Source organism: Actinomyces sp., from assembly GCF_030530635.1.
Classification (GTDB): Bacteria; Actinomycetota; Actinomycetes; order Actinomycetales; family Actinomycetaceae; genus Actinomyces.
The window spans coordinates 1-21,897 of the sequence record NZ_JAUMUL010000060.1 but is presented as its reverse complement, the minus strand read 5'-3'; the positions used below and the strand labels follow the sequence as shown (position 1 = coordinate 21,897).

Here is a 21,897-nt window from a genome sequence, read left to right as displayed (position 1 = left end):
GTTGTGCCCTGCCCTGCGCGGTTGTGTTCTGCTCAGTCCCGCTCTGGTGCCGGCATGCGGTAGCCGCGCCCGCGCACCGCCACGACGACGTCGGCGGGCACCGCATGCGCCTGAAGGTGCCGTCGCAGCCGGTAGACGGTGGTGCGCACCATCTCCCGGCCACCGGAGTCGTCGCTGGTGCCCCACACCTCGTTGAGCAGCTCCTGCCAGGTGACGACGGCGTCGCGCCGCCGCGCAAGGGCGGCCAGTAGGCGGGCCTCGGTGTCCGGCAGGGGAATGTTGCGCCCGGACCAGGAGACCCGGCCGGTCGCCGTCGACACCCGCAGGGGCCCGTTGGTGATCGCATCCGGACCCGAACCGGTGCGCCGCGTGACCGCACGTGCCCGCAGCGCCAACTCGCGGGGTGAGAAGGGTTTGGTGACGTAGTCGTCGGCGCCCGCCTCCAGGCCGGCGATCCGGTCGGGTTCGTCCCGCATGGCCGTCAGCAGGATGATCGGCACCTGGTTGCCGGTGCCCCGCAACCGGCGGCACAGGTCGACTCCGGAGCCGCCCGGAAGCATGACGTCCAATACCACCAGGTCGAGGTCGCGGGTCGAGGCCAGTTCCCAGGCGGCCTGGGCGTCGGGGGCGGTCAGGCATTCGAAGCCCTGTGTCTCCAGCGCGAAGGCGACCACGTAGAGCATCTGCGGCTCGTCGTCGACGACGAGCGCCACCGGCTTCGGGGTGCGCCGTCCACAGGCGGTATCGGTCATCATGGTGCTCCATTCGTAGCTGCCGTGTCCGGTGCGGGGGAGCCGGCTCGGGCGCCGTCGGGGTGCAACGGCAGCGTCAGATAGACCGTCGTGCCCCGAGCGGCGATCGTATCGATCAGCACCCGCCCGCCGTGGGCCTCCATGATCCGCTGCGTGACCATCATGCCCAGGCCGGCGCCGCGGCTGGACGGCGCCGTCAGGGGGTTGGAGGTCGCATAGGGGGTGAAGGCGCGCCGTCGCTCCTGAACGCTCATGCCGACGCCGTCGTCCATGACGGTGATGAGGGCGTCGTCGGTGTCGGCACTGATACGCACCGTCACCGGCTCGTCATCGCAGTGGCGCAGCGCGTTGGTCACCGTGTTGGCGACCGCCTGGCGCAGCAGCCCGCGGTCGGCGTCCACGCGCACCGGCCTCCCGTGGTCCTCCAGGCGGATGGTGGTGCGGGCGGTCCGGCGCATCTCCTGGATGAGTTTGCGCACGAGGCCGCGCAACTCCACGCGCTCGCGGCGCAGAGAACGGACCTCGTGGTCCAGGCGCGCCTCGGTGAGGAAGTCCTCGGCCATCTGGGAGGCGTCGCGGGCGTTGTCGAGGATGGTGGTCACGAAGCGGCGCTGAATCTCGTTCAAGTCGCCCGGGGTCTCCTCGGCGAGCAGTTCGGCGGAGGCGCTGATCAGGGCCAGGGGTGTGCGGATCTCGTGGGCGAGAATGTCCCGCGGGGTGGAGCGGCGCTGTGCGGCCTCCCGCAGGAGGGTGTTGTCTCGGCGGACGCGCGCGAGCGCCCGGCGCCAGCGCGCCGCAAGCACTGTGGCCACCACTGTGGCCACGACCAGGGCCCAGCCGACGGACACATTCAGGAAGGCGCTCATGTACTCATCATGCCCGGGTAACTGGTGCCCCGCCTCGCCCGGGGGTGCCCCGGCGGAAGATTCGGGAGCTATTGACTCGGCGGCGTCCCCCCGGGCCCGCCATGTAGGGTGGGGCCGGCGGGGAGACCGACGGTGGGGACCCGTCGCCTTTGACGTGCCCTTGGACGCGACCATGCCACTTTCCGGCATATCATTCTGTGACCTATGTCACTAAAGAGCCGCGGAGATGGAAGCAAATTGTTTCAGTCATGGTTACATTGTCGAGATCGGGACTGAAGTCCTCTGACGCACGTTTAACTCGCGTCGATGTCATGGAACTCGTTGTATTACCTGCTGTCGCGGGCCTGCGCGGCCGCGGAGCGGTGGGAGGGGTGTCGCTCCGGGTCTTCAGTGTGGCCGTGCCCACAATCCTGAGCTGCCGGGGCGGATGGCCAGGAGGGTGGTCGCCGCCGCAGGTTGCTGTCCGCATCGTGAGACTGGACTGTGACTCGACGGCGTCCACCCTGAGAACGTTTCGCCGGACATATGACTACCCTGGGTCTGTGAGCCCGACGCCGCCATCTGAGTCGCACCCCCGCCCGCTCGCCGACCAGCGCGTCGCCGTTGTCATCCCGGCCAAGGATGAGGCCGAACGCGTGGCGACCACAGTGCGCGCCTGCCGGGCCATCCCCCGGGTCGACCTGGTCGTCGTCGTCGACGACGGATCTACCGACGGCACCCAGGAGCACGCCCGCGCGGCCGGTGCCGTCACCGTCCGCCACGCCGTCTCACGAGGCAAGGCCTCCGCCCTGGAGACCGGCGCGAGCGTGGTGGCCATGCGCGACTACGAGGATGGCCCGGCGCGTCTGCTGCTATTCATCGACGCGGACCTGGGTGACTCCGCCGCGGCGTGCGCCGAACTCGTCCCCCCGATCGTCGATGGCGTCGCCGACATGTCCATCGCAGTCCCGCCTAAGCAGGCCGGGGCCAGCGGACGCGGGCGCGTGGTGCGCGCCGCTCGGGCCGCCATCGCCTCCGCAACCGGTTGGGCCCCCGTCGCCCCCCTGTCGGGGCAGCGCTGTATCACCCGCGCCGCCTACGAGGCGGCCTCGCCGCTTGCCGATGGCTGGGGTGTTGAGGTGGCGCTGAGCATCGACGTGCTGGTGGCCGGCATGACCGTGATCGAAGTTCCCTGCGACATCACCCACCGCGTCTCCCGCAACGACCGGGCCGGACGCATGCACCGCGCCGCCCAGTACAAGGATGTGGTGCGCGCCGTGACTTCTCGCCGCCTGCGCCGGGTCCGCGTGCCGGCCGACAGGATGGACGACGACGCCGTCCGCGACCAGCTGCCCTTCCGCGCCTACCGCGCCGGGGCGGATGAGCGGTCCGCCACAGACCAGGCCTGAGCACCGCCCACACCCACATGCACGAACAGCCCGTGATGCCGAAACAGCTGGGTTCCGCCGCCGCGCCTGAAGCGGTTACCGGAGCGAAGCCGATCGGATTTCAGGTTGCTTGAGCAGCTGCGCCACCAACGCCGGCAATGCGGCCGCCAATGAGAACAGGAGCATGGTCGGACCGGAGTCGTTGACGACCACCTCTACCACCATGAGTACGGCCAAAGCTCGCAGCGCCGGTATCGACCACTCGGGTGCCGGCGTGCTCGTCAGCCACGCGTAGGGACCCCGCCCGGATCGGATCTCGCGCACCGTGTGCCGCAGCCAGCGGACGGCGACGACGGCGACACCCACGCCTACTACGAGCGCGGACAGTGCCAACGGGCTGGTGAGGAACGGGGCGATGAGCGCATTCGCCTTGCGCATCAGCGTCCCGCCCGCGCTCCCATCCAGCGCCTGCTGCACGAAGCCCCCCAGGTGGGTGCGGGAACCGGTGGCGTAGTCGGCGAGCGCGAAGACGGCCACCGCGCCCACGGTCGCCGCCCCGACACCCAACCAGCGCCGCACCCCCAGGCGTACCCCGGCCAGACCTGCGGCCAACGCCGCCAGCGTCGGAATGAGCGTCAGTGCGCCACCGACGTCGGCGCCCAGAGACGGGGCGCCGTCCACAATTAGGACGGCGAGTCCCGGAACACCCACGGCCGCCGCCACCGTCAGGCGTCGGTGAGAACGTCCCACGGCGAACCTGTCCGCTCCGGCGGCCAACACCACCACCAGCGCCCCCGCCGCCAGTGCGAAGGCGGTATTCGACACCCCGTAGAAACGCCCTGCCACCACCGCATTCATACCCAGCGGCCCGTTGAACCCCAACGGGGCGCCCAAGGCGGCGTCGGCCATGATCACCACGGGTCCCGATGCCGCCAGCAGTAGCGCCACTCCCGGCGGCTCCACGCGCCCCAATCGGGTGGCGAGCCCGGCGACGCCGGCGAGTCCCAGCGCCCAGGCGGCACCGCCCAGCGCCGCCACCGTCGGCGCCCACGTCCCGGCCCGCCACCACGGCAGCAGATTGGTCAACCAGATCCCAGCCGGCAGCGCGGCCACCCAACCGGACACCGGCCCCAGCCGTGCCGGCAACTCCGAGTTGGGACGCCGCAGGGACGCACCGGCGGCGAGCAGCAGCACCAGCACCGCCGCCAGCAGCGCGAGGGTAACCGGGATCACAGCACGGTTGGAGGCGACGGCATGAACGGCGTCGTCGGCCAGGGCCGCCACGCGGCCGGTTTGCGCGGCGGAGGCGGGGCCGGTTGTGCTCCCGGGACCTGTGGATGGGGTGGCCGGCAGCGTCAGCACGCCACCGCCCAGCCCGGAGGCGGCCACGGCGTCGCCCCCGGCGACGGCTGCCAGCAGTGTTGGCGCCAGGTCGGTCAGCTGGATGAGGGCGGGGCGGTGTGTGGTCGGGCCGATCAACGTACCGTCGACGCTGCCGCGTGCGGAGGCGGTGCCCGCAGGCAGGATCGCCAACTGCGGGGAGGGATCCAGGGGATCGGCCACGGAGACGACGACGATGCGCGCCCGCCCCGCCAGGTCCTCAAGCGTGTTCGCCAATGCCGTGACGGCCCGCCCCGCCGGGGACTGTGCGGCGGCGGTTATGACGGAGCCGCCGGTAGTTGGGGCGGAGGCGGAGTCACTGATGGAGTCGGCGCCCATAAGGTCGATGAGGGTCAGATCCGGAAGACCGGTGGGGTCGGCCGCCTGCAGGGCGCCGGGCTCGATTATGGCGGGCGATCCGGCCGGGGTGGTCAGTGCCAGGACGGCGCCGTCACCGCCGGCCGCATAGCTCGCCCCGGCCGCATCCAGTGCCCGTGCCAGCGCCCCCGGCTCGGCGCCGTAACCGTCGGCGGAGGCCAGTGCGACGGCGTCGGCCCAGGCGCCTGCGGAACATGGCGCCCCCGGATGGGAGGCGTCGGCGCGGGCGCGCGTCCCGGCGCCGAGCGTCAGCCAGCCGTCCGCCGGGCAGGAGCTCTCCCCGATTGTGCGCTGTACCAGGTTGACCGGGGCATTCATTGACGCGTACTCCAGGACGGTGGCGGCCGCACCGGCCAGCCGAGCATCGGCGTCAACCGACATTTCGCGCAGCGACTGCCAGGACAGGCCGTCTACGCCCAGCACCACCAGCGGAGCGGCGGCGCGGTCGCCGGCGGTTGACACAGGCGGCGCCGCGTGCACACGCCCCGATGCCGGAACAACCCAGGCCGCAGCCGCCGTGCCCAGCACGACGCCAACCATCACAACCACGGCCGCGGCCAATGCCGTCGCCCATACCGCGGCCAAGTGCGACGGACGACGGCGGATACGCGCGGGCTCGCTCATACCGCCCAGCCTACGTGGAGCATTCTGGCCGTCGGCCGGTGCCTGGCGAGATAGCCTGAGCCCATGACGAGCCCAGCCCCCATCTGGTCCTTCCTCGGTCCCGGCGGCACCTTCTGTGAAACCGCTCTGCGGCAGGTGGCCCCCCGTGACGTTGTCCTCGACCCCTGCCAGGACGTCCCCACCGCACTGGACCGGGTGCGGGACCGCTCCGCGGTTGCCGCCGTCGTCCCCATCGAGAACTCGGTGGAGGGCGGCGTGAATGCCACGCTCGACAACCTCGTGGCCGGCGCGCCCCTGGTGATTGCCGCCGAGATGGCCGTACCCATCACCTTCGTGCTGGCCGGACGCCCCGGCACCCGGTTGGAGGATGTGCACGCCATCTCCACCCACCCGCACGCCTGGGCCCAGTGCCGTGGCTGGGTCCACCAGCACCTGCCCGGCGCCGTCTACATCGAGGGCTCCTCCACCTCCGCGCCCGCCCGCGCCCTGGCCGAGGCCGACGCCGCCGCAGCCGCCGCCCTCGACTACCAGGCGGTGCTATGCAATCCGCTCGCCGCCGAGCAGTACCACCTGAGCATCATCGCCGGGGGCGTGGCAGACAACCCCGACGCCGTCACCCGCTTCGTCAAGGTGTCTCGCCCCGGGCGGGTCGGCGAGCCGACCGGGGCCGACAAGACCACCCTGCTGGTGCAGCTGCCCCACAACCGGGCCGGGGCCCTGCTGGACATGCTCGAACAGTTCAGCGTCCGCGGCGTGAACCTGACTCGTATCGAGTCCCGGCCCGTGGGCGACTCCCTGGGACGCTATCGCTTCTCCATCGACGTGGAGGGCCACATCCGCGAGGAGCGTGTGCAGGCGGCCTTCATCGGTCTGCACCGCACTTGCCCTTTCCTGCGGTTCCTCGGCTCCTACCCGCGGCTGGACGCGCTGCCCGTCGTCGTCCCCGCCGGCACGAGCGATAAGGACTTCATCGTGGCCCGCTCCTGGGTCGCCGATGTGCTGGCCGGACGCACCCTGTGAGCCATGCGGGGCGCCGCAGCTGTTTCATGCGGGGCGCCGCACCCGTGTTATGCGGGGCGCCGCACCCGTAGGGCCCCGGCCTGGACCCGCACCCGGATGCCACGGGTGGGGGCCACCAGATCCCCATCGATCTCAAGGGCGGTAGCCCGGTCCAGCCGCACGGTCACCTCCCGCCCGCGACGCAGCAGCACCTGGGCGGCGCGGCCCGCGGAGTAGGATGCCGGCCGCGGCGGCAGCACCTGCCGCGCCAATGACGCCCAGCCCCACAGCCCATGCAGGGTGTCGATCGCCGCGACGTCGACCAGGCCGTCGTCCAGACGCGCTTGCGGCAGAAGCGTGATCCCCGCTGGCAGTCGCCCGCCATTGGCGATCAGCAGTGTGCGTGCCGTCATCCGCTCGGTGCGCACCGGCCACGATGACGCCGGAGGAGATTCGGGAACGACGGCGATCGTCCGATCTATCCCTTCCCGTGCGGCACCCGGAGGGCCGGAGCCATCCCCGTCGGCGTCGGGAACGGCGGTGCCCGAAGCGGCATGAGCGGAAACGTCGGAGACCTGTGCCACGGCGGCCAGAGTGGCGTCTTGTACCCCCAGTACCAGGTCCATGCGAGGATGCCCCAGGTTCTCCAGTGCCGCGAGCCCGTACGCGCCCCAACTCAGGCGCTCCTTCAAGATTGGACGCGTCGAGGCAACCAGGCCGGCGTCGAAGCCCATGCCGGTCACCACCAGGCAGGAGTGCTCACCGCCCAATGTGGGACGGGCCCAACCCTGCGGCGGTTCGGCGATGTCGGCATCACCCGCGTCGGACGCGGTGCCGAAGTCCCTAGGTGCCTCCAGATTCGCAGCGGGCAGCGGCCCGGTATGACCCGCGGGCTCGGAGCGCACCCACATCAGATCGGTCGGGAATGCCCGCCCCGTAGCCGCTACGTGCGCCAACTCCGCGTAGCGCCGCAATGGCAGCCCAAGATTGCGAGCCGCCAGATTGGCGGTTCCCAGCGGCATGATCGCCATGTCGACGCCGGTTCCGGCCACCCCGGCGGCGACGGAGCGCACCGTACCGTCGCCGCCCGCCGCAACCACGAGCCGAGCGCTGGAGGCGACCGCCATCCGGGCCTGCATGGCGCCGGTCTCCTGAGCGGATGTCTCCAGCCAGACGGTGCGGTAGCCGGCCTGGTGCAGAGCATGGGAAAGTACATGCCGGACAGGGCGCGTGGCGGCGGGCTTGGCGGGGTTGATTACGACGGCGGCAACGGGCGCCGGGTCGATGCCGGCGGTCATGACCCCAAGGGTACCGTCAGGGCGCGCTCATGGACCCGAGAGGGACCTTCCGGTTTGGGGACGTTGCTATGTCAGCCGGCGGCGGGATGACCACTGCGGATGTGGGACGGAGCGGTGCGTGCGGTTCGCGACCGCGCCGGTGATGCGTGCTCAGGTCAGGGCGGCGACGACTACGTGGGCCGCGGCCCCGGCCACCCAGGCCAGCACGAACAGATAGCCGTAGGCGATCGCCGCCCACCTCCAGGTGCCCGTCTCACGGCGGATCGCCCCGGCCGTGGCCATGCACTGCATGGCGAAGACGAAGAAGGCCAGCAGTGCCGCGACCGTCGCCGGGTTGAACAGGGGCTCGCCGGCACGGGCCACCAGCGTGTCCTCGGAGTAGGTCATGGCCGCCAACTGGGCGCCCGGCTCCTCCGGGTTCCCGGCGGCCGCGATCTGACCGAGCGTGGCCACCGCCGTCTCCCGGGCCACCAGGGAGGATATGACCGCCACATTGATGCGCCAGTCGAAGCCCAGCGGCTCGAACACCGGCTGAATCGCCTTGCCGATGGATGCCGCCAGGGAGGAGTCCATGGTGTAGCTGGTGCGCTGGGCGTCCAGCAGCACCTGCAGCTGCTCGGGGTCGGTTACGGCCGCGCCGTCGTCGCCCAGGACCGTGGAGGAGGCGGGATCGGCCACGGCGTCGGCGATCGCCGCGCACTCGGCGCTGGCATCGCAGTGGGCGGTGAACTCCGCCTCCGAGCGGGCGGGCACATTAAGCCCCACCCACACCAGGATGGTGGCCGCCAGGATGATGGTGCCCGCCTTCTTCAGGAAGCCCTTGCATGCGTCCCACACCATTAGGGCCATGGTGCGGGCGCGCGGCAGCCGGTAGGGCGGCATCTCCATGTAGAAGGGCAACAGCACGCCGTCCCGGTCGGTCAGGCGCTTGACCACCCGGGCGGCCAGCATGGCGGCCACCGCCCCGGCCAGGTACAGGCCGAACATGATCGTGCCCGCCGCCCCGAAGGGGCCAATGCGCTGTTCGGGACCGACCAGCAGGGAGATCATGATGATGTAGACCGGCAGGCGCGCCGAGCAGGTCATCAACGGCGCCGCCAGCATGGTGGCCAGACGGTCCTTGGCGCTGGGCAGCGTGCGGGTGGCCATGATGCCGGGGATGGCGCACGCCAGGGATGACAGCAGCGCCACGAAGGCGCGCCCCTCCAGTCCTGCCCGGCTCATCACCCGGTCCATGAGGAAGGCCGCGCGCGACATGTACCCCACGCCCTCCATCAGGGCGATCAGCAGGAACATGATGGCGATCTGCGGCAGGAACACCAGCACCCCGCCGACGCCGCCGATCACGCCGTCGGCCAGGAGCCCCGCCAGCAGGGGCGCGGGGCCGTCCAACCAGGCGTGGGCGGCGTCGCCCAGGAGGCCGAAGCCGGCCTCGACGGCGTCCTGGAGCGGGGCGGCCCAGGTGAAGATCGCCTGGAAGAAGGCGAACATGAGCGCGAAGAACACCAGCGTGCCCCACAGCGGGTGCAGGAGCACCCGGTCGACGGCGGCGGTACGCGAGTCCCTTTGGGGAGCGGTGTAGTCGGCGGCGGCGAGGATCGAGGTCACCCAGGAGGTGCGCTCCGGGCCGCTGGTCGGCGGCGCGATGGGGGCGCGCGACCAGTCGCGCCAGGAGGCGAGGGTGCGGCGCAGCTGCGGGATGCCGGTGGCGCGGTTGCCGATCACCCGCACCGCGGGCACGCCGAGCGCCGCGCCCAGGGCGTCGACGTCGAGCCGGCCGCCGCGGCGAGTCAGCTCGTCGGTCATGGTGACCGCCAGAGCGGTGGGCAGGCCCAGGGCGAGGGCCTGGGCGACGAAGCCCAGGGAGCGGGACAGGGTGGTGGCGTCGACGACCACCAGCAGCGCGTCGGGCGGGGCGACGCCGTGGCAGTGGCCGGTCAGGACGTCGTACACGACCCGCTCGTCGGGGCTGATGGGCTCCAGCGAGTAGGCGCCCGGCAGGTCCTCCAAGGTGAGAGCAGTGGGGTGTTCGCCGGACTCGGTTGCGGTGAGGCGACAGGTGCCCAGGGAGCGGGAGACGGTGACGCCGGGGTAGTTGCCGGTCTTGGCGCGCAGGCCGGTGAGCGCGTTGTAAATGGAGGTCTTGCCCGCGTTGGGGGCGCCCGCCAGGGCGATGCGGGCGGCGTCGGCGTCAACGGGGCCGGAGGCGGCGCCGTGGGCGGCGCAGCCGCCGTGGCAAGAGGACTCGTGGCAGGCGGGCATGTCGGTGGGAACCCCTACGGCGATCTCTGTCTTGCCCGAGGCCGTGTCGGCTTGGACGGTGGTGGTCATACGGCGGTCTCCGGTGCGGCGGGTGCTTGTGGGGCGGGTTCCGAGGGAGCGGGCACGGAGGCGGATGCGGAGGCGGGCGCCAGTACCTCCACGGACACCAGTGCGGCGTCGCGACGGCGCAGGCTGATCTCATAGTCGGCCACATGGTAGACCGTCGGGTCGCCCAGCGGGGCGCGGCGGCCCACCTCGATTAGGCGTCCGGGCTCAAAGCCGAGGTCGGTCAGGCGCCGGGCCAGCGCCTCGCCGCGGGAGGCGGATACGGCTTTGATGCGGGCGTGGGTGCCGCGTCGCAGGGTGGTCAGGGGAACGATCGAGGCGGCGGGCCCGGATCGAGTTGTCGCGGCCGTGGCGGATGCGGCCATGTCTGACTCCTTGGTCCTGGTGACTCTCGCGGTGCGGGTCGGTCCGTGCAGGCCCGGGTCAACCGGACGGGTCGCCATGCGGGGTGGGCGCCGACGCCAACTCGCGCAGTCAAAGATAGGCTGTGGTAAGCACCAACGGAAATCCTGCGGTCGGGGCCACATAGCGTGTGTTGACCGCCGTGCGCAGTGGCCTCGGTGGTGGTTTGTGGTGATTGTCACATGGGGTTTGGGTGGTGTGGGGGTTATGGGGTCGTTGTCGTCGCGGGTGTGGGTTGGGATGAGGCTTCGCTTGAGGAGCGTTTGGCGCGTATTCGTGCGGATGTGGAGCGGTCTCGGCGTGATGCGCGGGCGGCTGTGCGGTTGCGGGAGCGGGCTGAGGGTATTCGGGTCAAGGGTTCTTCTCGGGGGCGTGAGGTGAGTGTTGAGGTTGATGTGGCGGGTCGGCTGTTGGGGATTACGTTCCTGCCTGCCAGTGAGGGTCTGTCGTTGCGGGGTTTGTCGGATGCGGTGATGGGGGCGTTGGCTGATGCGCGCAGGCGGGTGGGCGAGCAGGTGCGGCTGGTGGTTGATGAGACGTTGGGTGCGGATTCTGCTCTGGGTAGGCAGGTGCTGGAGCATTATGAGCAGTCCGCCGCCGGTGCCGGGGTCGGCGGGACTGGTGGGGATGCGGGCTCGCGACCTGCTGGTGATGCGTCTTCTGGTGGGCGGCCGGCGTGGATGGTGACGCCCATGCCGGTGCGGCCTGCGCAGTGGGGCGATCCGAAAGGGCCGGGGCGGCGTTGAGGCCGCGCCGGTGCTGTGTTGGGCTGTGGTGGCGTAAGTGGTTGTGCTACTGGTGATGTGTGGGAGTGATGGTTGTGGCGGATGGTATTGAGGTTGACACCGATGTGCTGCGTTCGGGTGGTGGTGATGCGCTGGGTGTGGCTGATGATGCGGGTGTGCCGGCGTATGCGCTGTTGTCTACGGCTGTGAATACGGCGGTGACTGCTGTGGGTGAGAGTGTGGAGGGTGCGGGTATGGATCTGCGCGCGGTGGCGCAGGAGCTGGATGAGACTGATGCGGAGTCGGCTACGGGTGCTCATTCGCTGACCGGCTGGTAGCCGCGGTGCGGCGGTGTGTCCGGGTGAGGAGATCGGCTTCGCACCTGTTGTTAGTGGCCTGAACTGGAGGGTGTCCCTGTGAACAAATACGACGAGATGCTGGGTGATGACTACACCCGGAGTCGGCGCGCCGCCGCCGCCGCTGCTGTCGCCGGCGGCGACGGCGCCACTGCCACTGCTACCGCTACGGCTGCTTCTTCGGCTACGGCTGCTGGTGGTGCTGGTAGTAGTAGTGGCTTCGGCGGCGGTGATGGTGGTGGTTTCGGTGGCCGGGGCGGCACCTTCGGCACCGGTGCGGGTGCGGGTGTCGGTGGTGGTTTGCCTGCTGGGGAGTATGGGGGCGGTACCGGTGGTTTTTCGGGTGGCGGCTACGCCGGTGGTAATCCGTTGGTGGTGCAGGCGCAGGAGACTTCGACGGGGTTGTCGGGGTTGCGTTTGGTTGAGGACGGTAGGGATGTTGTTGATGCGTTGAAGACGGATTCGTGGGTGGATGACGCGCTTGCGGGGTTTGGTACGGCGGCGGATGCGGCGGCGTTGGTGTTGGATCCGATTGGTGAGGTGTTGGGCAGTGCGATTGGGTGGGTGATTGAGCATCTGGATCCGTTGAAGACTTGGTTGTATGAGTTCACTGGTCATCCGGGGCAGGTGGCTGCGGGTGCGGGGACGTGGTCGAATATCGCCACTAAGTTGGATACGTGCAGCACGGATCTGACCGACTCGGTCCGGGTGCGGTTGGGTGGGCAGTCCTCCGAAGCGGTCAGTGCGTATAAGTCGTTTCAGTTGGATAATGCGGTGCGGTTGTCGTTGGCGGCGTCACTGGCGGGGGCGATCTCCAAGGGGTTGACGGTGGCGTCGGTGATCGTGCAGGTCGTGCATGACATGGTGCGTGATGCGATCGCTGATGTTCTGGCGAAGTTGACTACTAAGTTGGCGGTCACCTTCGCGACTGCTGGGGTGGCGGCGATTTGGGCGGCGCCCTCACTGATAAAGGATGTGTCCAAGTGGGCGGTTCGTCTGCGTCGTGAGGTCACCGCGGTGGTTAAGTCCGCCTCCAGCCTGGGGGAGGTGTTCAAGCGGGCTACCACGTTGATGGATGACCTCGCCGACGGCCTGAGGAACGCCACCCCCCGCCCCGCCACGGCCATGGCCACCACCGGCGGCCCCACACCCCACACGACGCCCTGGGCATCTCGGGCCTCCAGCACCCCCTCCCGACCCAAAGGAGGCGGGACGGGAACCGGCAGCGGTGGTGGGCGTCCGCGTGGGGGTAAGGGTGCTGATTGCCTGTATGCGCCGCGGGATGGGAAGCATTATCCGGGTGTGCGTAAGCCCACTCGTGGTGCTAGTGATGGTGGTCCGGGCGAGTGGGGGCCGGGTAAGAACCACGGGTCGAATCGTTCCCAGGCGTATGAGGAGCAGGTCTCCGGGGTGACCGTGGAGGAGTCCTACATTGTTGATGGTGTGGAGTTCGATTGTTTCTCCGACGGTATCCTCCACGACGCCAAGGGCTTCTACTACGACCTCACCAAAACCCCATTCGGCCCAGACGTAATCGACGAATTGGTAGACGGTGCGGAGCGGCAGGTGCGGGCGGTGAAGGCTGTTGGCGCCAATACGCCTATACGCTGGCACCTGGCCGAACCCGAAATGCTTGAACTGCTCAAAGATCTCCAAAGCAAAGGACGATTCCCCGCCGAGATTGAGTTGGTGCACACCCCACCGAACTTCTAACCCACACCGGCGCATTCACCTTTGATACCATTAGCCGAGACAAGGAACACGGGGGAAGGGACACCTACCGATGACTGTGAAGTGGGAGCTTGCGTTCAGGACGGATCGTCCGGGTCAGGAGGAACGCATGGAAGAGGAGGCTGCGCGGTCCTGGGAGCTGATCCAGCGGTTGCGGGGTCTGCACCCCACGCTGGACCCGTGGCGGCAAGCCAATCACGTCAAGGCGAAGGCCGCGGCGAACCCGGAGATCACCACCCTGGAGGAGTTCCTCGACGTCATGCACACCAAAATCAAGCCCGACCTGTCCGGTGTCAGGTTCTCACTGTTCTCCGGGGATGTGGACCGGGCCGACGGCGCCTCCATCAGCATTGCGATTGGTGGCTGGCAGCCCGATAAGGGCCACGTGGAGCTTGATTTCCATAGTAGTGAGTTCGCTGATCTGCTCACCGGAGATGAGTCCCTGGCTGATCGTCTGGTCGCCATGGGCGCGGACATCCTGGAGCCGGAGATCGGTGCCCTTCGGCGTCGGGGTCATCCTGTTAAGGATCATCCTGAGCCGTATGACTATGTGCAGGGGTGGAAGCTGTTCTTCCCCGCCTCCTCACCGCATTGGGCGCAGGCCGGCGCTCTGGCCACGGCCTCCTACCCCACCGCCAACGGTGCGGTGTTCACCTACGGCACCCCCGACACCTACCCCACCATCCTGAACACCTGGCCCAAGAACACCTGAACACCCGCCCCGGCACAGGGCGGCCCGCACCCGGCACCGACACACCCCGGGTGCGGGCCGCTCTGCCTTGCGTGCCTCCCGTCGAGGTCAAGTCGGGCAGCGCCCGTTACGGAGGACAACAGAAGGCATTCGACGATCTGGTCTCGCCGGACAACCCAGCCAGGGTGAAGCTCCCGGACGGACGCATCATCGAAATCACCGAGACAATGACACTACGGGCACCCAAGCAGTAGCCCACAACATTGAGCACATTAAGGAATATCCTAAAATGAGCAACTACGTTACCTGGACGGTCAAAAGTAAGTCTGGAAGGCTTGAGGTTTTTACGCGACCGCAGACTCCGGAGATGATCGCCGATCAGCTGGAAAGGCAGCTGACCTACCCGACATTCCTCACCGGGGGTCCTCGGTTTGCTTTGGGGGTTCAGCCTTTGCCGGAGGGTATCGATGTCCCCGACGACCTTCCCGACGATGATCCTGAGCGGATGCGGTATATGCAGGCGGCTGGGTCGAATCGGGCGTTGACGATCGAGGCCCGCGTACCCGACCCGGACGGGGGTTACACCCACTACGTGTTGGCGCGTGAACCCATCGCGGACCCGGACCGGTGGGTGCCGCTGTCCTGGGACAACGGTTCGCCCGAGCCCTACACCATCCGCCTTCATCCCGAGGAGGTCTTCACCGGCGAGCAGGCCGTACCCGTCTTCCGCGACTACATCATCAACGCCCGCCTCCCCGACCCCCAACTACTGCGCGTAATCGACGTCTGACCCGGCCAGCGCCCTGCTCAAGGCCTCACCACCGACGGTATGGTGCTGGACATGACTGTGAAGTGGACGTTGTCGTTCAGGACTGACCGTCCGGGCCAGGAGGGGCGTATGGAGGCCGAGGCTGCGCGGTCCTGGGAGCTGATCCAGCGGTTGCGGGGTCTGCATCCCACCCTGGACCCGTGGCGGCAAGCCAATCACGTCAAGGCGAAGGCCGCGGCGAACCCGGAGATCACCACCCTGGAGGAGTTCCTCGACGTCATGCACACCAAAATCAAGCCCGACCTGTCCGGTGTCAGGTTCTCACTGTTCTCCGGGGATGTGGACCGGGCCGACGGCGCCTCCATCAGCATTGCGATTGGTGGCTGGCAGCCCGATAAGGGCCACGTGGAGCTTGATTTCCATAGTAGTGAGTTCGCTGATCTGCTCACCGGAGATGAGTCCCTGGCTGATCGTCTGGTCGCCATGGGCGCGGACATCCTGGAGCCGGAGATCGGTGCCCTTCGGCGTCGGGGTCATCCTGTTAAGGATCATCCTGAGCCGTATGACTATGTGCAGGGGTGGAAGCTGTTCTTCCCCGCCTCCTCACCGCATTGGGCGCAGGCCGGCGCTCTGGCCACGGCCTCCTACCCCACCGCCAACGGTGCGGTGTTCACCTACGGCACCCCCGACACCTACCCCACCATCCTGAACACCTGGCCCAAGAACACCTGAACACCCGCCCCCACCGACTGTGGTTTCAAGGCCCGGCTCCCCGACCCGAACTGCTGCGCATAATCGACGTCTGACCCGGCCAACGGTTGGCCGAACGGCGTAAACGGCATGATGGTCGCCCTGCCGTCACGGGAGGTCCCTCGTGCGGGAGGTTCTTGTGCGCCGGAGACTCTTGCGCTCCGTTGAACGACTGTATAGCATATTGGTCATGCGTATAGTGCTGCGTGGCCATGGGTGGGGAACAGCCCCCGTCCGCCACGCGGCGACGGCCGCGTGCGGCCCCCATCGGCCCGTGCGCCGACCTACTCCCACCGGGGTCCGGCCTACGATGAGTGCATGTGTCCCCCGTCCGCCGGCATCAACCCGGATCTGTCCACCGTGGCCCGGATCCGCAACGCCGCCATGGTCCGATTCGCCAAGGACGGCTTCGGAGCCGGGCTGCGTGCCATCGCCGCCGACGCCGGGGTCACCGCCGGCCTCATCACCCACCACTTCGGCTCCAAGGAGGGGCTGCGCCGAGCCTGCGACGAGGAGGTCCTGCGCCTGGCGCGTAAGAAGACGGAGGACTCCGAGGTACTGGGCGGCCCCGTGGACCTGCTCTCCCAAATGGCGCGGGCCGAGGAGTACCTCCCGGCCTCCGCCTACACCCTGCGCTGCGTCATGGAGGGCGGGCCGCTCGTCGCCTCCCTGCTCGACTCCCTGATCGCCGACACCGTGGAGCTGCTCAGGGCCGGCGTCGACGGCGGGTTCATCAGCCCCTCCGCCGACGAATTCGAGCGCGTCCGCTACCTCGTCTACTCCGGCTTCGGCGCCCTGGTGTTCTTCACCCGGTACGCGGCCAGCGACCCCACGGACGTGGAGGCGGTGATCCGCGAGTTCCAGGAGTGGAGCGGGCCGGTGGCGGCCGAGCTTTACTCCACGCCCCTGATCACCAGTCCCGCGGCGCTGACGGAATACATACGGGCGGCCCGCACGGGCCGGCGCTCCTCCGCCGGCCCCAAACCACCCGAGCAGCCGCCGTCCGGCCGGTCCGAGGCGACCGAGTAGCCCTCGGCCGCCGGACTGCACGGTCCCCTGCGGCCGCCGGCCCGCCGCTCCTGGCCGCGCCGACACCACCCCGGCGCGCCCGGGCACTGGCGCCGGAACCCCTTATCGGACACGTTGAAATCACCACCTTGAACCAGTGCGCCTGAAAGCAGGCAGAAGGGTGACGGACCCATGAGTCCCACCGCTCCCATCATCGACATCCACGACCTCACCAAGACCTTCGGCCGCGGCCGCCGCGCCACCCGAGCACTCGACGGGCTGGACCTCACGCTCGCGCCGGGTGAGGTGAGTGGCTTCCTCGGCCCCAACGGCGCCGGCAAGACCACCACCCTGCGGATCCTGCTGGGCATGATCCGGGCCGACGGCGGTCGCGTGCGCCTGTTCGGCGCCGACCCCTGGACGCGGGCCGCCGTCCTCCACGAGCGCCTGGTCTACGTGCCCGGCGACGTGGCCCTGTGGCCCGGCCTCACCGGCGCCCAGACCCTGGAAGCACTCGCCTCGCTGCGGCCCGGCGGCAACCAGGCGCGGGCTGTGCGACGCCGCCACGAACTGGTGGAGCGATTCGACCTGGACCCCTCCAAGAAGGTGCGCGCCTACTCCAAGGGGAACCGCCAGAAGGTGGCACTCATCGCTGCCCTCAGCCAGCCGGTGGAACTCCTGGTCCTCGATGAGCCCACCTCGGGTCTGGACCCCCTCATGGAGGAGGTCTTCAGCCAGTGCGTGTCCGAGGCCGCCGACCGGGGTACTGCCGTACTGCTGTCCTCCCACATCCTGTCCGAGGTGGACAGGCTCTGCGACACCGTCACCATCATCCGGGCCGGACGCACCGTGGAGCAGGGCACACTCGCCCACATCCGCTCCTTACTGCGCACCAGGGTGCACGCCGTCGTCGCCGAGCACCCGGCCGGACTGGACAGCCAGGAGGGCGTCTACGGCCTGGTGTTCCACCCCTTGGACGAGGCGGCGGCGCGGGCGGAGGGGACCGGCGCTGCCGACGCTACCCGTCGCGGCACCGCCTCGCGCCCGGGCGCCGACGCCCCGGGGTCCGGGGAGACGGGCTGGGAGATCACCTTCAGTATGGACTCGGCCCACAGTCCACAGGTCATGCAGGCCGTGGCCGCCCTGGGCGTGCGCTCGCTTACGGCCGCCCCGCCCAGCCTCGAGGAGCTCTTCCTGCGTCACTACGACCCCGTCACCGCCGACGGTGCGGAGGAAACCGGTCCCGGGGACGGCGGAAACGCCGGTCCGGCCGCTGACCTGCGGAACGGGACGGGGAGGGCGTCATGACCACCGACCAGACCCCGCCGGCCGCTCGCGCCGCCCGCTCCGAGCCGATCTCAGTCGCCGCGCCGAGCGCGCCCGCCGGCTCGGAGCCCTCTCGGCGCCGAAAGGCCCGGCCGGCGCTACTCACCCCGCTCGCCCGCCTCACCCTGCGGCGCGACCGACGCGCCACGGCCGCCTGGGCCCTGGGCGCGGGAGCCTTGGCCCTATACGGCGTTCTGGTATTCAGGGCCGCCTACCCCACGGCGGCGGATCGCCGCTCGGCGTCCCTGGTGTACTCGACGCCGGCCGCCAGGCTGTTCACAGGCCCCGGCTTCGGGCTCGAGGGTGCCGACCCCGGCCTGGCGGCCCTCTTCGCGGCCCAGGCCATGGGCTGGGTGGCCGCCGTGGGCTGCCTCATGGGGATGCTCACGGCCATCTCACGCACTCGGGGCGACGAGGACGCCGGACCCGGTGAGCTGATCCGATCCCACCCGGTAGGACGCGGCGAGGCGGCACGCGCAGCCCTGGTCTCCGGTCTGGTGTCCGCGACGGCGCTGGCCCTACTCAGCGCCCTGGCCGTACTGGCCGGAGGGCTGGAAGCAGGCGGAGCCCTGGTCATGGCGCTGGGGCTGTGGCTGGCCTGCCTGTGGGGGACGGGCGCCGGTCTGCTCCTGGGGGCCGTCACCGCTTCGGCTCGGGCCGCCCGCGGCACCGGGATTCTGCTGGTGCTGGGTTGGTTCGCACTGCGCGGCATGGGCGACGCCGACCAGGATGCCTCCTTCCTGTCCTGGCTCAGCCCCATGGGCCTGGTTCAGCAGACGCGTGTCTGGGTGGACACGCGTTGGCTGCCGCTCCTCCTCCTGGCCGTGGGGGCCGCAGTATTGACGGGAGGCGGCGCCGCCCTGCACGCCCGCCGCGATTTGGGGGAGGGGCTCCTGGGGACGGGCGCCCCGGTGCGCCACCGACGCCGTGGGCCCGCAGGCCCGGTGGCCCTGGCCCTGCGGACCACCGCGGCCGCACGCGGCTGGTGCGCGGGGCTGGGAATCGCCTACGGGGCCACCTACGGGCTCTTCGCCTCCACCATTGAGGAGTCCTTCCAACAGTTGGTGGAGGACAACCCCGCCATGCAGGTCTGGTTCGGCGACAGCCTGGGCGTTCAGACCTACCTGGGGATGATCATCGGCTACCTCGGTCCGGCTGCGGCCGCCTGCGCCGTCGCCCTGGGAGCCGGTGCCATCTCCGAGGAGAGACGGGGCGCGATGGCCACGGTCCTGGCCGCACCGGTCTCCCGAGGCAGGTGGCTGGCGGCGAGGGCATGCGCGGTGGCACTCGGCACAGCGCTGTTCGTCGTAGCCGCCGCGGTGGCCCTGGCCGGGACGGCGGTGCCGGTTCTGGTGATGTCGGGTTCCGACGCCGCAGCCCGGCCATGGGTGCTGGTCCACGGGATCGTCGTCGGCGCCCTCGCCACGGTATCCGCCTGCCTCCTGGCGGGGGCCCTGGTGCTGTCCGTCCACGCACTGGCTCCCCGGCTGACCCGCCCACTGGGATGGGGTGCTTACGCGCTCATGGTGGGCATCACCCTGCTCGGCCCCCTACCCGGGGTGCCGCAGTGGCTACTCAATCTCTCACCCTTCACCCACGTGCCGTCGCTGCCCGTGCAGGACGCCGGGACGGCCGGGTCAATACCCCATTGGGGCGCCGCCGACCACTGGGCGGGTCCGGGCGCGTGCCTGGTGCTCGCCGTCGCGCTGATGGCCGTTGCCGCCGTGGCCGGACGCAGACGGGACCTGGTGGGATGAGGCGCTGATTCCGTCCACTACGAGCCATTGCGATCCATTACGAGCATTTGCACCCTGGTGCGCAGCAAATGTCCGCACACCAGGGTGCAAAAGCTCGTAGTAGAGGCTGAGGGGGTGACGCCGACTCTGCGCACCGCGTCACTGGAAGCGGGCGCCGGAGACCGGGTCGGCGAGCCACGCCAGGGCGGCGTCGATGCGGCCCGGGGTGGAGCCCACCAGCGGGGTGGGCAGAGCTTCCGGTGCGAACCAGCCCACCGCCGTCGACTCCTCATCGGCCACGCGAGCCCGCGCCACCGCGGCCGCGTCAGCCCGGGCGGCGAAGGTGATGTCCATGAACACGCAGCGGTCGCCATTGGGGAAGGTAATCGGCGCACCGGCGCTCACCCCGGCCACCCCGAGGATCTCCGCGTCGACGCCGGTCTCCTCCAGGCACTCGCGCCGGGCCGCGACGGCAGGCTGCTCCCCGGGCTCCGGGATGCCGGAGACCACCGCCCAGGCGCCGTTGTCGGAGCGTCGCCCCAGCAGCAGCCGCCCGTCCGGCGCCACCACTACCACGCTGACGCCGGGCAGCCACAGCTGCTCATGCCCGATCTTCTCTCTCAGGGAGACGATGAACTCAGGCGTGGCCACGACCGATCACCTCGGCCGGGAGGCGGCGACGTTGCTGGCACGGCGGGCGTCGGCGTCGTCAATCGGTAGCGGGTCCCAGGACCCACCGCGCAACTCGACCGCCCGCTGCAGCAGCCAGTCGGCCACGGCCGGATTCTTCGGCAGCAGCGGGCCGTGCAGGTAGGTGCCGATCACATGCTTGAACCGGGCGCCCTCCACGCCGTCCTTACCGTTATTGCCGTCGCCCAAGCGCACCGCGCCCAGCGGTTCGGCGTCGGGGCCGAGCGTGGTCAGCCCGGAGTGGTTCTCATAGCCGACCACCCGGCCGAACTCGGGGGAGTCCAGCACGATATTGCCGATCAGCCGCCCCTGCCCGGCCACCGTCTGGGCGTCCAGCAGTCCGATGCCGGGAAGCTCGGAGCCCTCGCCGGTGATGAAGCGGTGCCCGAACAACTGGTACAGACCGCAGATGACCAGCATCGGCACACCCTCATCCGCCCACTGCCGCAGGCGCGGGCCGATTTGGACCAGGTCGTCCTTGATGCGCTCCTGCCCGGAGTCCTGGCCGCCGCCGCCCAACACCAGGTCGACCTCCTGCGGCAGCTCATCTCCGGGGTTGTAGGCGAAGCGTTCGACGTCGTAGCCGTGCCACTGTCCGCGGCGGGCCAGGGTCAGCAGATTGCCCCAGTCGCCGTAAATGTTCATGTCCCGCGGGTACAGCTGCAGCACGCGGATGCGGCCGCGAGCGGGACCGTCGCCGGAGTGGGGGTAGACGGTGGGGCTCACTTCATGACCTCCTCGACTTCGGTGAGGTGCCCGAGGCGGGCGCGCAGGGCCAGCATGGCGGTGTAACTGGTGTAGATGCGCATGGGGCGGTCCTCGGCGGCGGCCCGCTCACGCAGGGCATCCAGCGCATCCGCCAGGTCCGGTTCGACCATGCCGACGGGCACCTCGTCATAGCGCAACCTCAGCTCCATGTCCCAGGCGCGCACCCCGGTGACGACGGCGACCCCGGCCTGTTTCAGGGAGGAGAAGTCCACGTCCCACAGCCAGGACATGTCGCGGCCGTCGGCGTACTCGTCGTTAATGGCGATCATGATCAGCTCGTCGGCCTGGGCCGCGTCGGCCTCGGCGGTGGGTGCGGACAGCAGACTCATGCGGAAGCCGGCCGGGTTCTTCACCAGGGACAGCTGCACCGGCCGCCCGTCCAGGGTGATGACCTCCCCGCGGCCGAAGGCCGGGCGGATCTCGGACAGGGTGGCCAGCAGGCGGGGCAGATCGGCCCGCTCCCCGAGCACCTCCAGCACCAGGGTCAGGGCGGCGCAGGCGTTGAGGACGTTGTGGATGCCCGGGATGGCGAAGGCGACCCGGTGTTCGGAGCCGTCCACCTCAATGGTGGCCTCGTTGTCGGCCAGCGCCACCAGGCGCACGCGCGGAGCCGGGCAGGGGGAGGCGGCGTCGGCGGTGCGGGCGGCGTCAGGCTCCGCATCGGCGGGGGCGGCTGGCGCTGAGGCGGCGAGTGTTCCGGGCGTGGAAGCGGAGCCGGGTGCGCCGTCGTCCGCCTGCTCGGTACGCAGGTCGTCGTCGGACAGGAACACCGATCGCAGGGAAGGACCCACTGCGAAGGCGGCGGTGCGGGCGGACAGGCCGGTGAGGAAACGGTCCCCGTTCAGGCGCGGATCGTCGGCGTTGACCACCACCACATCACGCGCGGCCAGGGCGGCCTGGCGCAGCAGGGAGGCCGTGTAGTCGATCTCGCCGAAGCGGTCGAGCTGGTCGCG

General features: G+C 69.9%; 20 protein-coding genes. 11 read left to right on the top strand and 9 right to left on the bottom strand.

What is annotated here, in order from left to right; translation table 11 throughout:
* Positions 1–32 precede the first annotated feature (32 nt).
* Together Q4A20_RS12200 and Q4A20_RS12195 are read right to left on the bottom strand one after the other, a co-directional pair.
* A complete protein-coding gene (locus Q4A20_RS12200; protein ID WP_303123330.1) occupies positions 33–752 on the bottom strand; it encodes a response regulator transcription factor in 720 nt (239 codons plus the stop codon).
* The gene (locus tag Q4A20_RS12195) at positions 752–1,618 is read right to left on the bottom strand and encodes a sensor histidine kinase KdpD (protein ID WP_303123328.1); all 867 of its coding nucleotides are present in this window, start codon (positions 1,616–1,618) and stop codon (positions 752–754) included. Before Q4A20_RS12195 ends, Q4A20_RS12200 begins: the two co-directional genes overlap by 1 nt.
* Before the next feature lie 542 nt (positions 1,619–2,160).
* Here Q4A20_RS12195 and Q4A20_RS12190 point away from each other — a divergent pair.
* Positions 2,161–3,006, top strand: coding sequence for a glycosyltransferase (locus Q4A20_RS12190; protein ID WP_303123326.1), 846 nt, complete (start codon positions 2,161–2,163; stop codon positions 3,004–3,006).
* Between the two features lie 75 nt (positions 3,007–3,081).
* On the opposite strand, the gene Q4A20_RS12185 is transcribed toward Q4A20_RS12190, so the two are convergent.
* A complete protein-coding gene (locus tag Q4A20_RS12185) occupies positions 3,082–5,367 on the bottom strand; it encodes a hypothetical protein (protein WP_303123324.1) in 2,286 nt (761 codons plus the stop codon).
* Positions 5,368–5,430: 63 nt separating this feature from the next.
* On the opposite strand from Q4A20_RS12185, the gene pheA reads away from it, so the two are divergent.
* A complete protein-coding gene (gene pheA, locus Q4A20_RS12180) occupies positions 5,431–6,387 on the top strand; it encodes a prephenate dehydratase (protein WP_303123322.1) in 957 nt (318 codons plus the stop codon).
* Positions 6,388–6,434: 47 nt separating this feature from the next.
* Here pheA and Q4A20_RS12175 read toward each other — a convergent pair whose 3' ends face one another.
* The 3 genes from Q4A20_RS12175 to Q4A20_RS12165 form a co-directional block, all read right to left on the bottom strand.
* On the bottom strand, positions 6,435–7,664 hold the full coding sequence (locus Q4A20_RS12175) for a diacylglycerol kinase family protein (RefSeq protein WP_303123320.1): 1,230 nt from the start codon (positions 7,662–7,664) through the stop codon (positions 6,435–6,437).
* Positions 7,665–7,814: 150 nt separating this feature from the next.
* Positions 7,815–9,926 carry a ferrous iron transporter B gene (locus Q4A20_RS12170; RefSeq protein ID WP_303123332.1) on the bottom strand — a complete coding sequence of 704 codons (2,112 nt, stop codon included), beginning with the start codon at positions 9,924–9,926 and terminating at the stop codon, positions 7,815–7,817.
* A gap of 65 nt (positions 9,927–9,991) precedes the next feature.
* Positions 9,992–10,357 (bottom strand): FeoA family protein, encoded by a 366-nt coding sequence (locus Q4A20_RS12165; protein ID WP_303123318.1) that lies wholly within the window; start codon positions 10,355–10,357, stop codon positions 9,992–9,994.
* A gap of 300 nt (positions 10,358–10,657) precedes the next feature.
* On the opposite strand from Q4A20_RS12165, the gene Q4A20_RS12160 reads away from it, so the two are divergent.
* From Q4A20_RS12160 to Q4A20_RS12120, 9 genes are all read left to right on the top strand, one after another.
* Positions 10,658–11,140 carry a YbaB/EbfC family nucleoid-associated protein gene (locus Q4A20_RS12160; protein ID WP_303123316.1) on the top strand — a complete coding sequence of 161 codons (483 nt, stop codon included), beginning with the start codon at positions 10,658–10,660 and terminating at the stop codon, positions 11,138–11,140.
* A 68-nt stretch (positions 11,141–11,208) separates the two neighbouring features.
* Entirely contained in the window at positions 11,209–11,457 is a 249-nt protein-coding gene (locus Q4A20_RS12155) for a hypothetical protein (protein ID WP_303123314.1), read from the top strand.
* A gap of 78 nt (positions 11,458–11,535) precedes the next feature.
* Complete coding sequence (locus tag Q4A20_RS12150) at positions 11,536–13,188, top strand: Tox-REase-5 domain-containing protein (protein WP_303123312.1); 1,653 nt, start codon at positions 11,536–11,538, stop codon at positions 13,186–13,188.
* A 127-nt stretch (positions 13,189–13,315) separates the two neighbouring features.
* The gene (locus Q4A20_RS12145) at positions 13,316–13,918 is read left to right on the top strand and encodes a hypothetical protein (protein ID WP_303123310.1); all 603 of its coding nucleotides are present in this window, start codon (positions 13,316–13,318) and stop codon (positions 13,916–13,918) included.
* Between the two features lie 268 nt (positions 13,919–14,186).
* A complete protein-coding gene (locus tag Q4A20_RS12140; RefSeq protein ID WP_303123308.1) occupies positions 14,187–14,687 on the top strand; it encodes an NTP pyrophosphohydrolase in 501 nt (166 codons plus the stop codon).
* 108 nt (positions 14,688–14,795) lie between these two features.
* Positions 14,796–15,398, top strand: coding sequence for a hypothetical protein (locus Q4A20_RS12135; protein WP_303123306.1), 603 nt, complete (start codon positions 14,796–14,798; stop codon positions 15,396–15,398).
* A 336-nt stretch (positions 15,399–15,734) separates the two neighbouring features.
* Entirely contained in the window at positions 15,735–16,445 is a 711-nt protein-coding gene (locus tag Q4A20_RS12130) for a TetR/AcrR family transcriptional regulator (RefSeq protein WP_303123304.1), read from the top strand.
* A gap of 171 nt (positions 16,446–16,616) precedes the next feature.
* Complete coding sequence (locus tag Q4A20_RS12125; RefSeq protein ID WP_303123302.1) at positions 16,617–17,732, top strand: ABC transporter ATP-binding protein; 1,116 nt, start codon at positions 16,617–16,619, stop codon at positions 17,730–17,732.
* Positions 17,729–19,507, top strand: coding sequence for an ABC transporter permease subunit (locus Q4A20_RS12120; protein ID WP_303123301.1), 1,779 nt, complete (start codon positions 17,729–17,731; stop codon positions 19,505–19,507). The genes Q4A20_RS12125 and Q4A20_RS12120 overlap by 4 nt, the downstream gene beginning before the upstream one ends.
* A 138-nt stretch (positions 19,508–19,645) precedes the next feature.
* Here Q4A20_RS12120 and Q4A20_RS12115 read toward each other — a convergent pair whose 3' ends face one another.
* The 3 genes from Q4A20_RS12115 to Q4A20_RS12105 form a co-directional block, all read right to left on the bottom strand.
* Complete coding sequence (locus Q4A20_RS12115) at positions 19,646–20,137, bottom strand: NUDIX domain-containing protein (protein WP_303123300.1); 492 nt, start codon at positions 20,135–20,137, stop codon at positions 19,646–19,648.
* A gap of 6 nt (positions 20,138–20,143) precedes the next feature.
* The gene (locus Q4A20_RS12110; RefSeq protein WP_303123298.1) at positions 20,144–20,902 is read right to left on the bottom strand and encodes a type 1 glutamine amidotransferase; all 759 of its coding nucleotides are present in this window, start codon (positions 20,900–20,902) and stop codon (positions 20,144–20,146) included.
* The coding region (locus Q4A20_RS12105; RefSeq protein ID WP_303123296.1) for a Mur ligase family protein at positions 20,899–21,897 on the bottom strand (999 nt) is incomplete at its 5' end. The genes Q4A20_RS12105 and Q4A20_RS12110, both read right to left, overlap by 4 nt.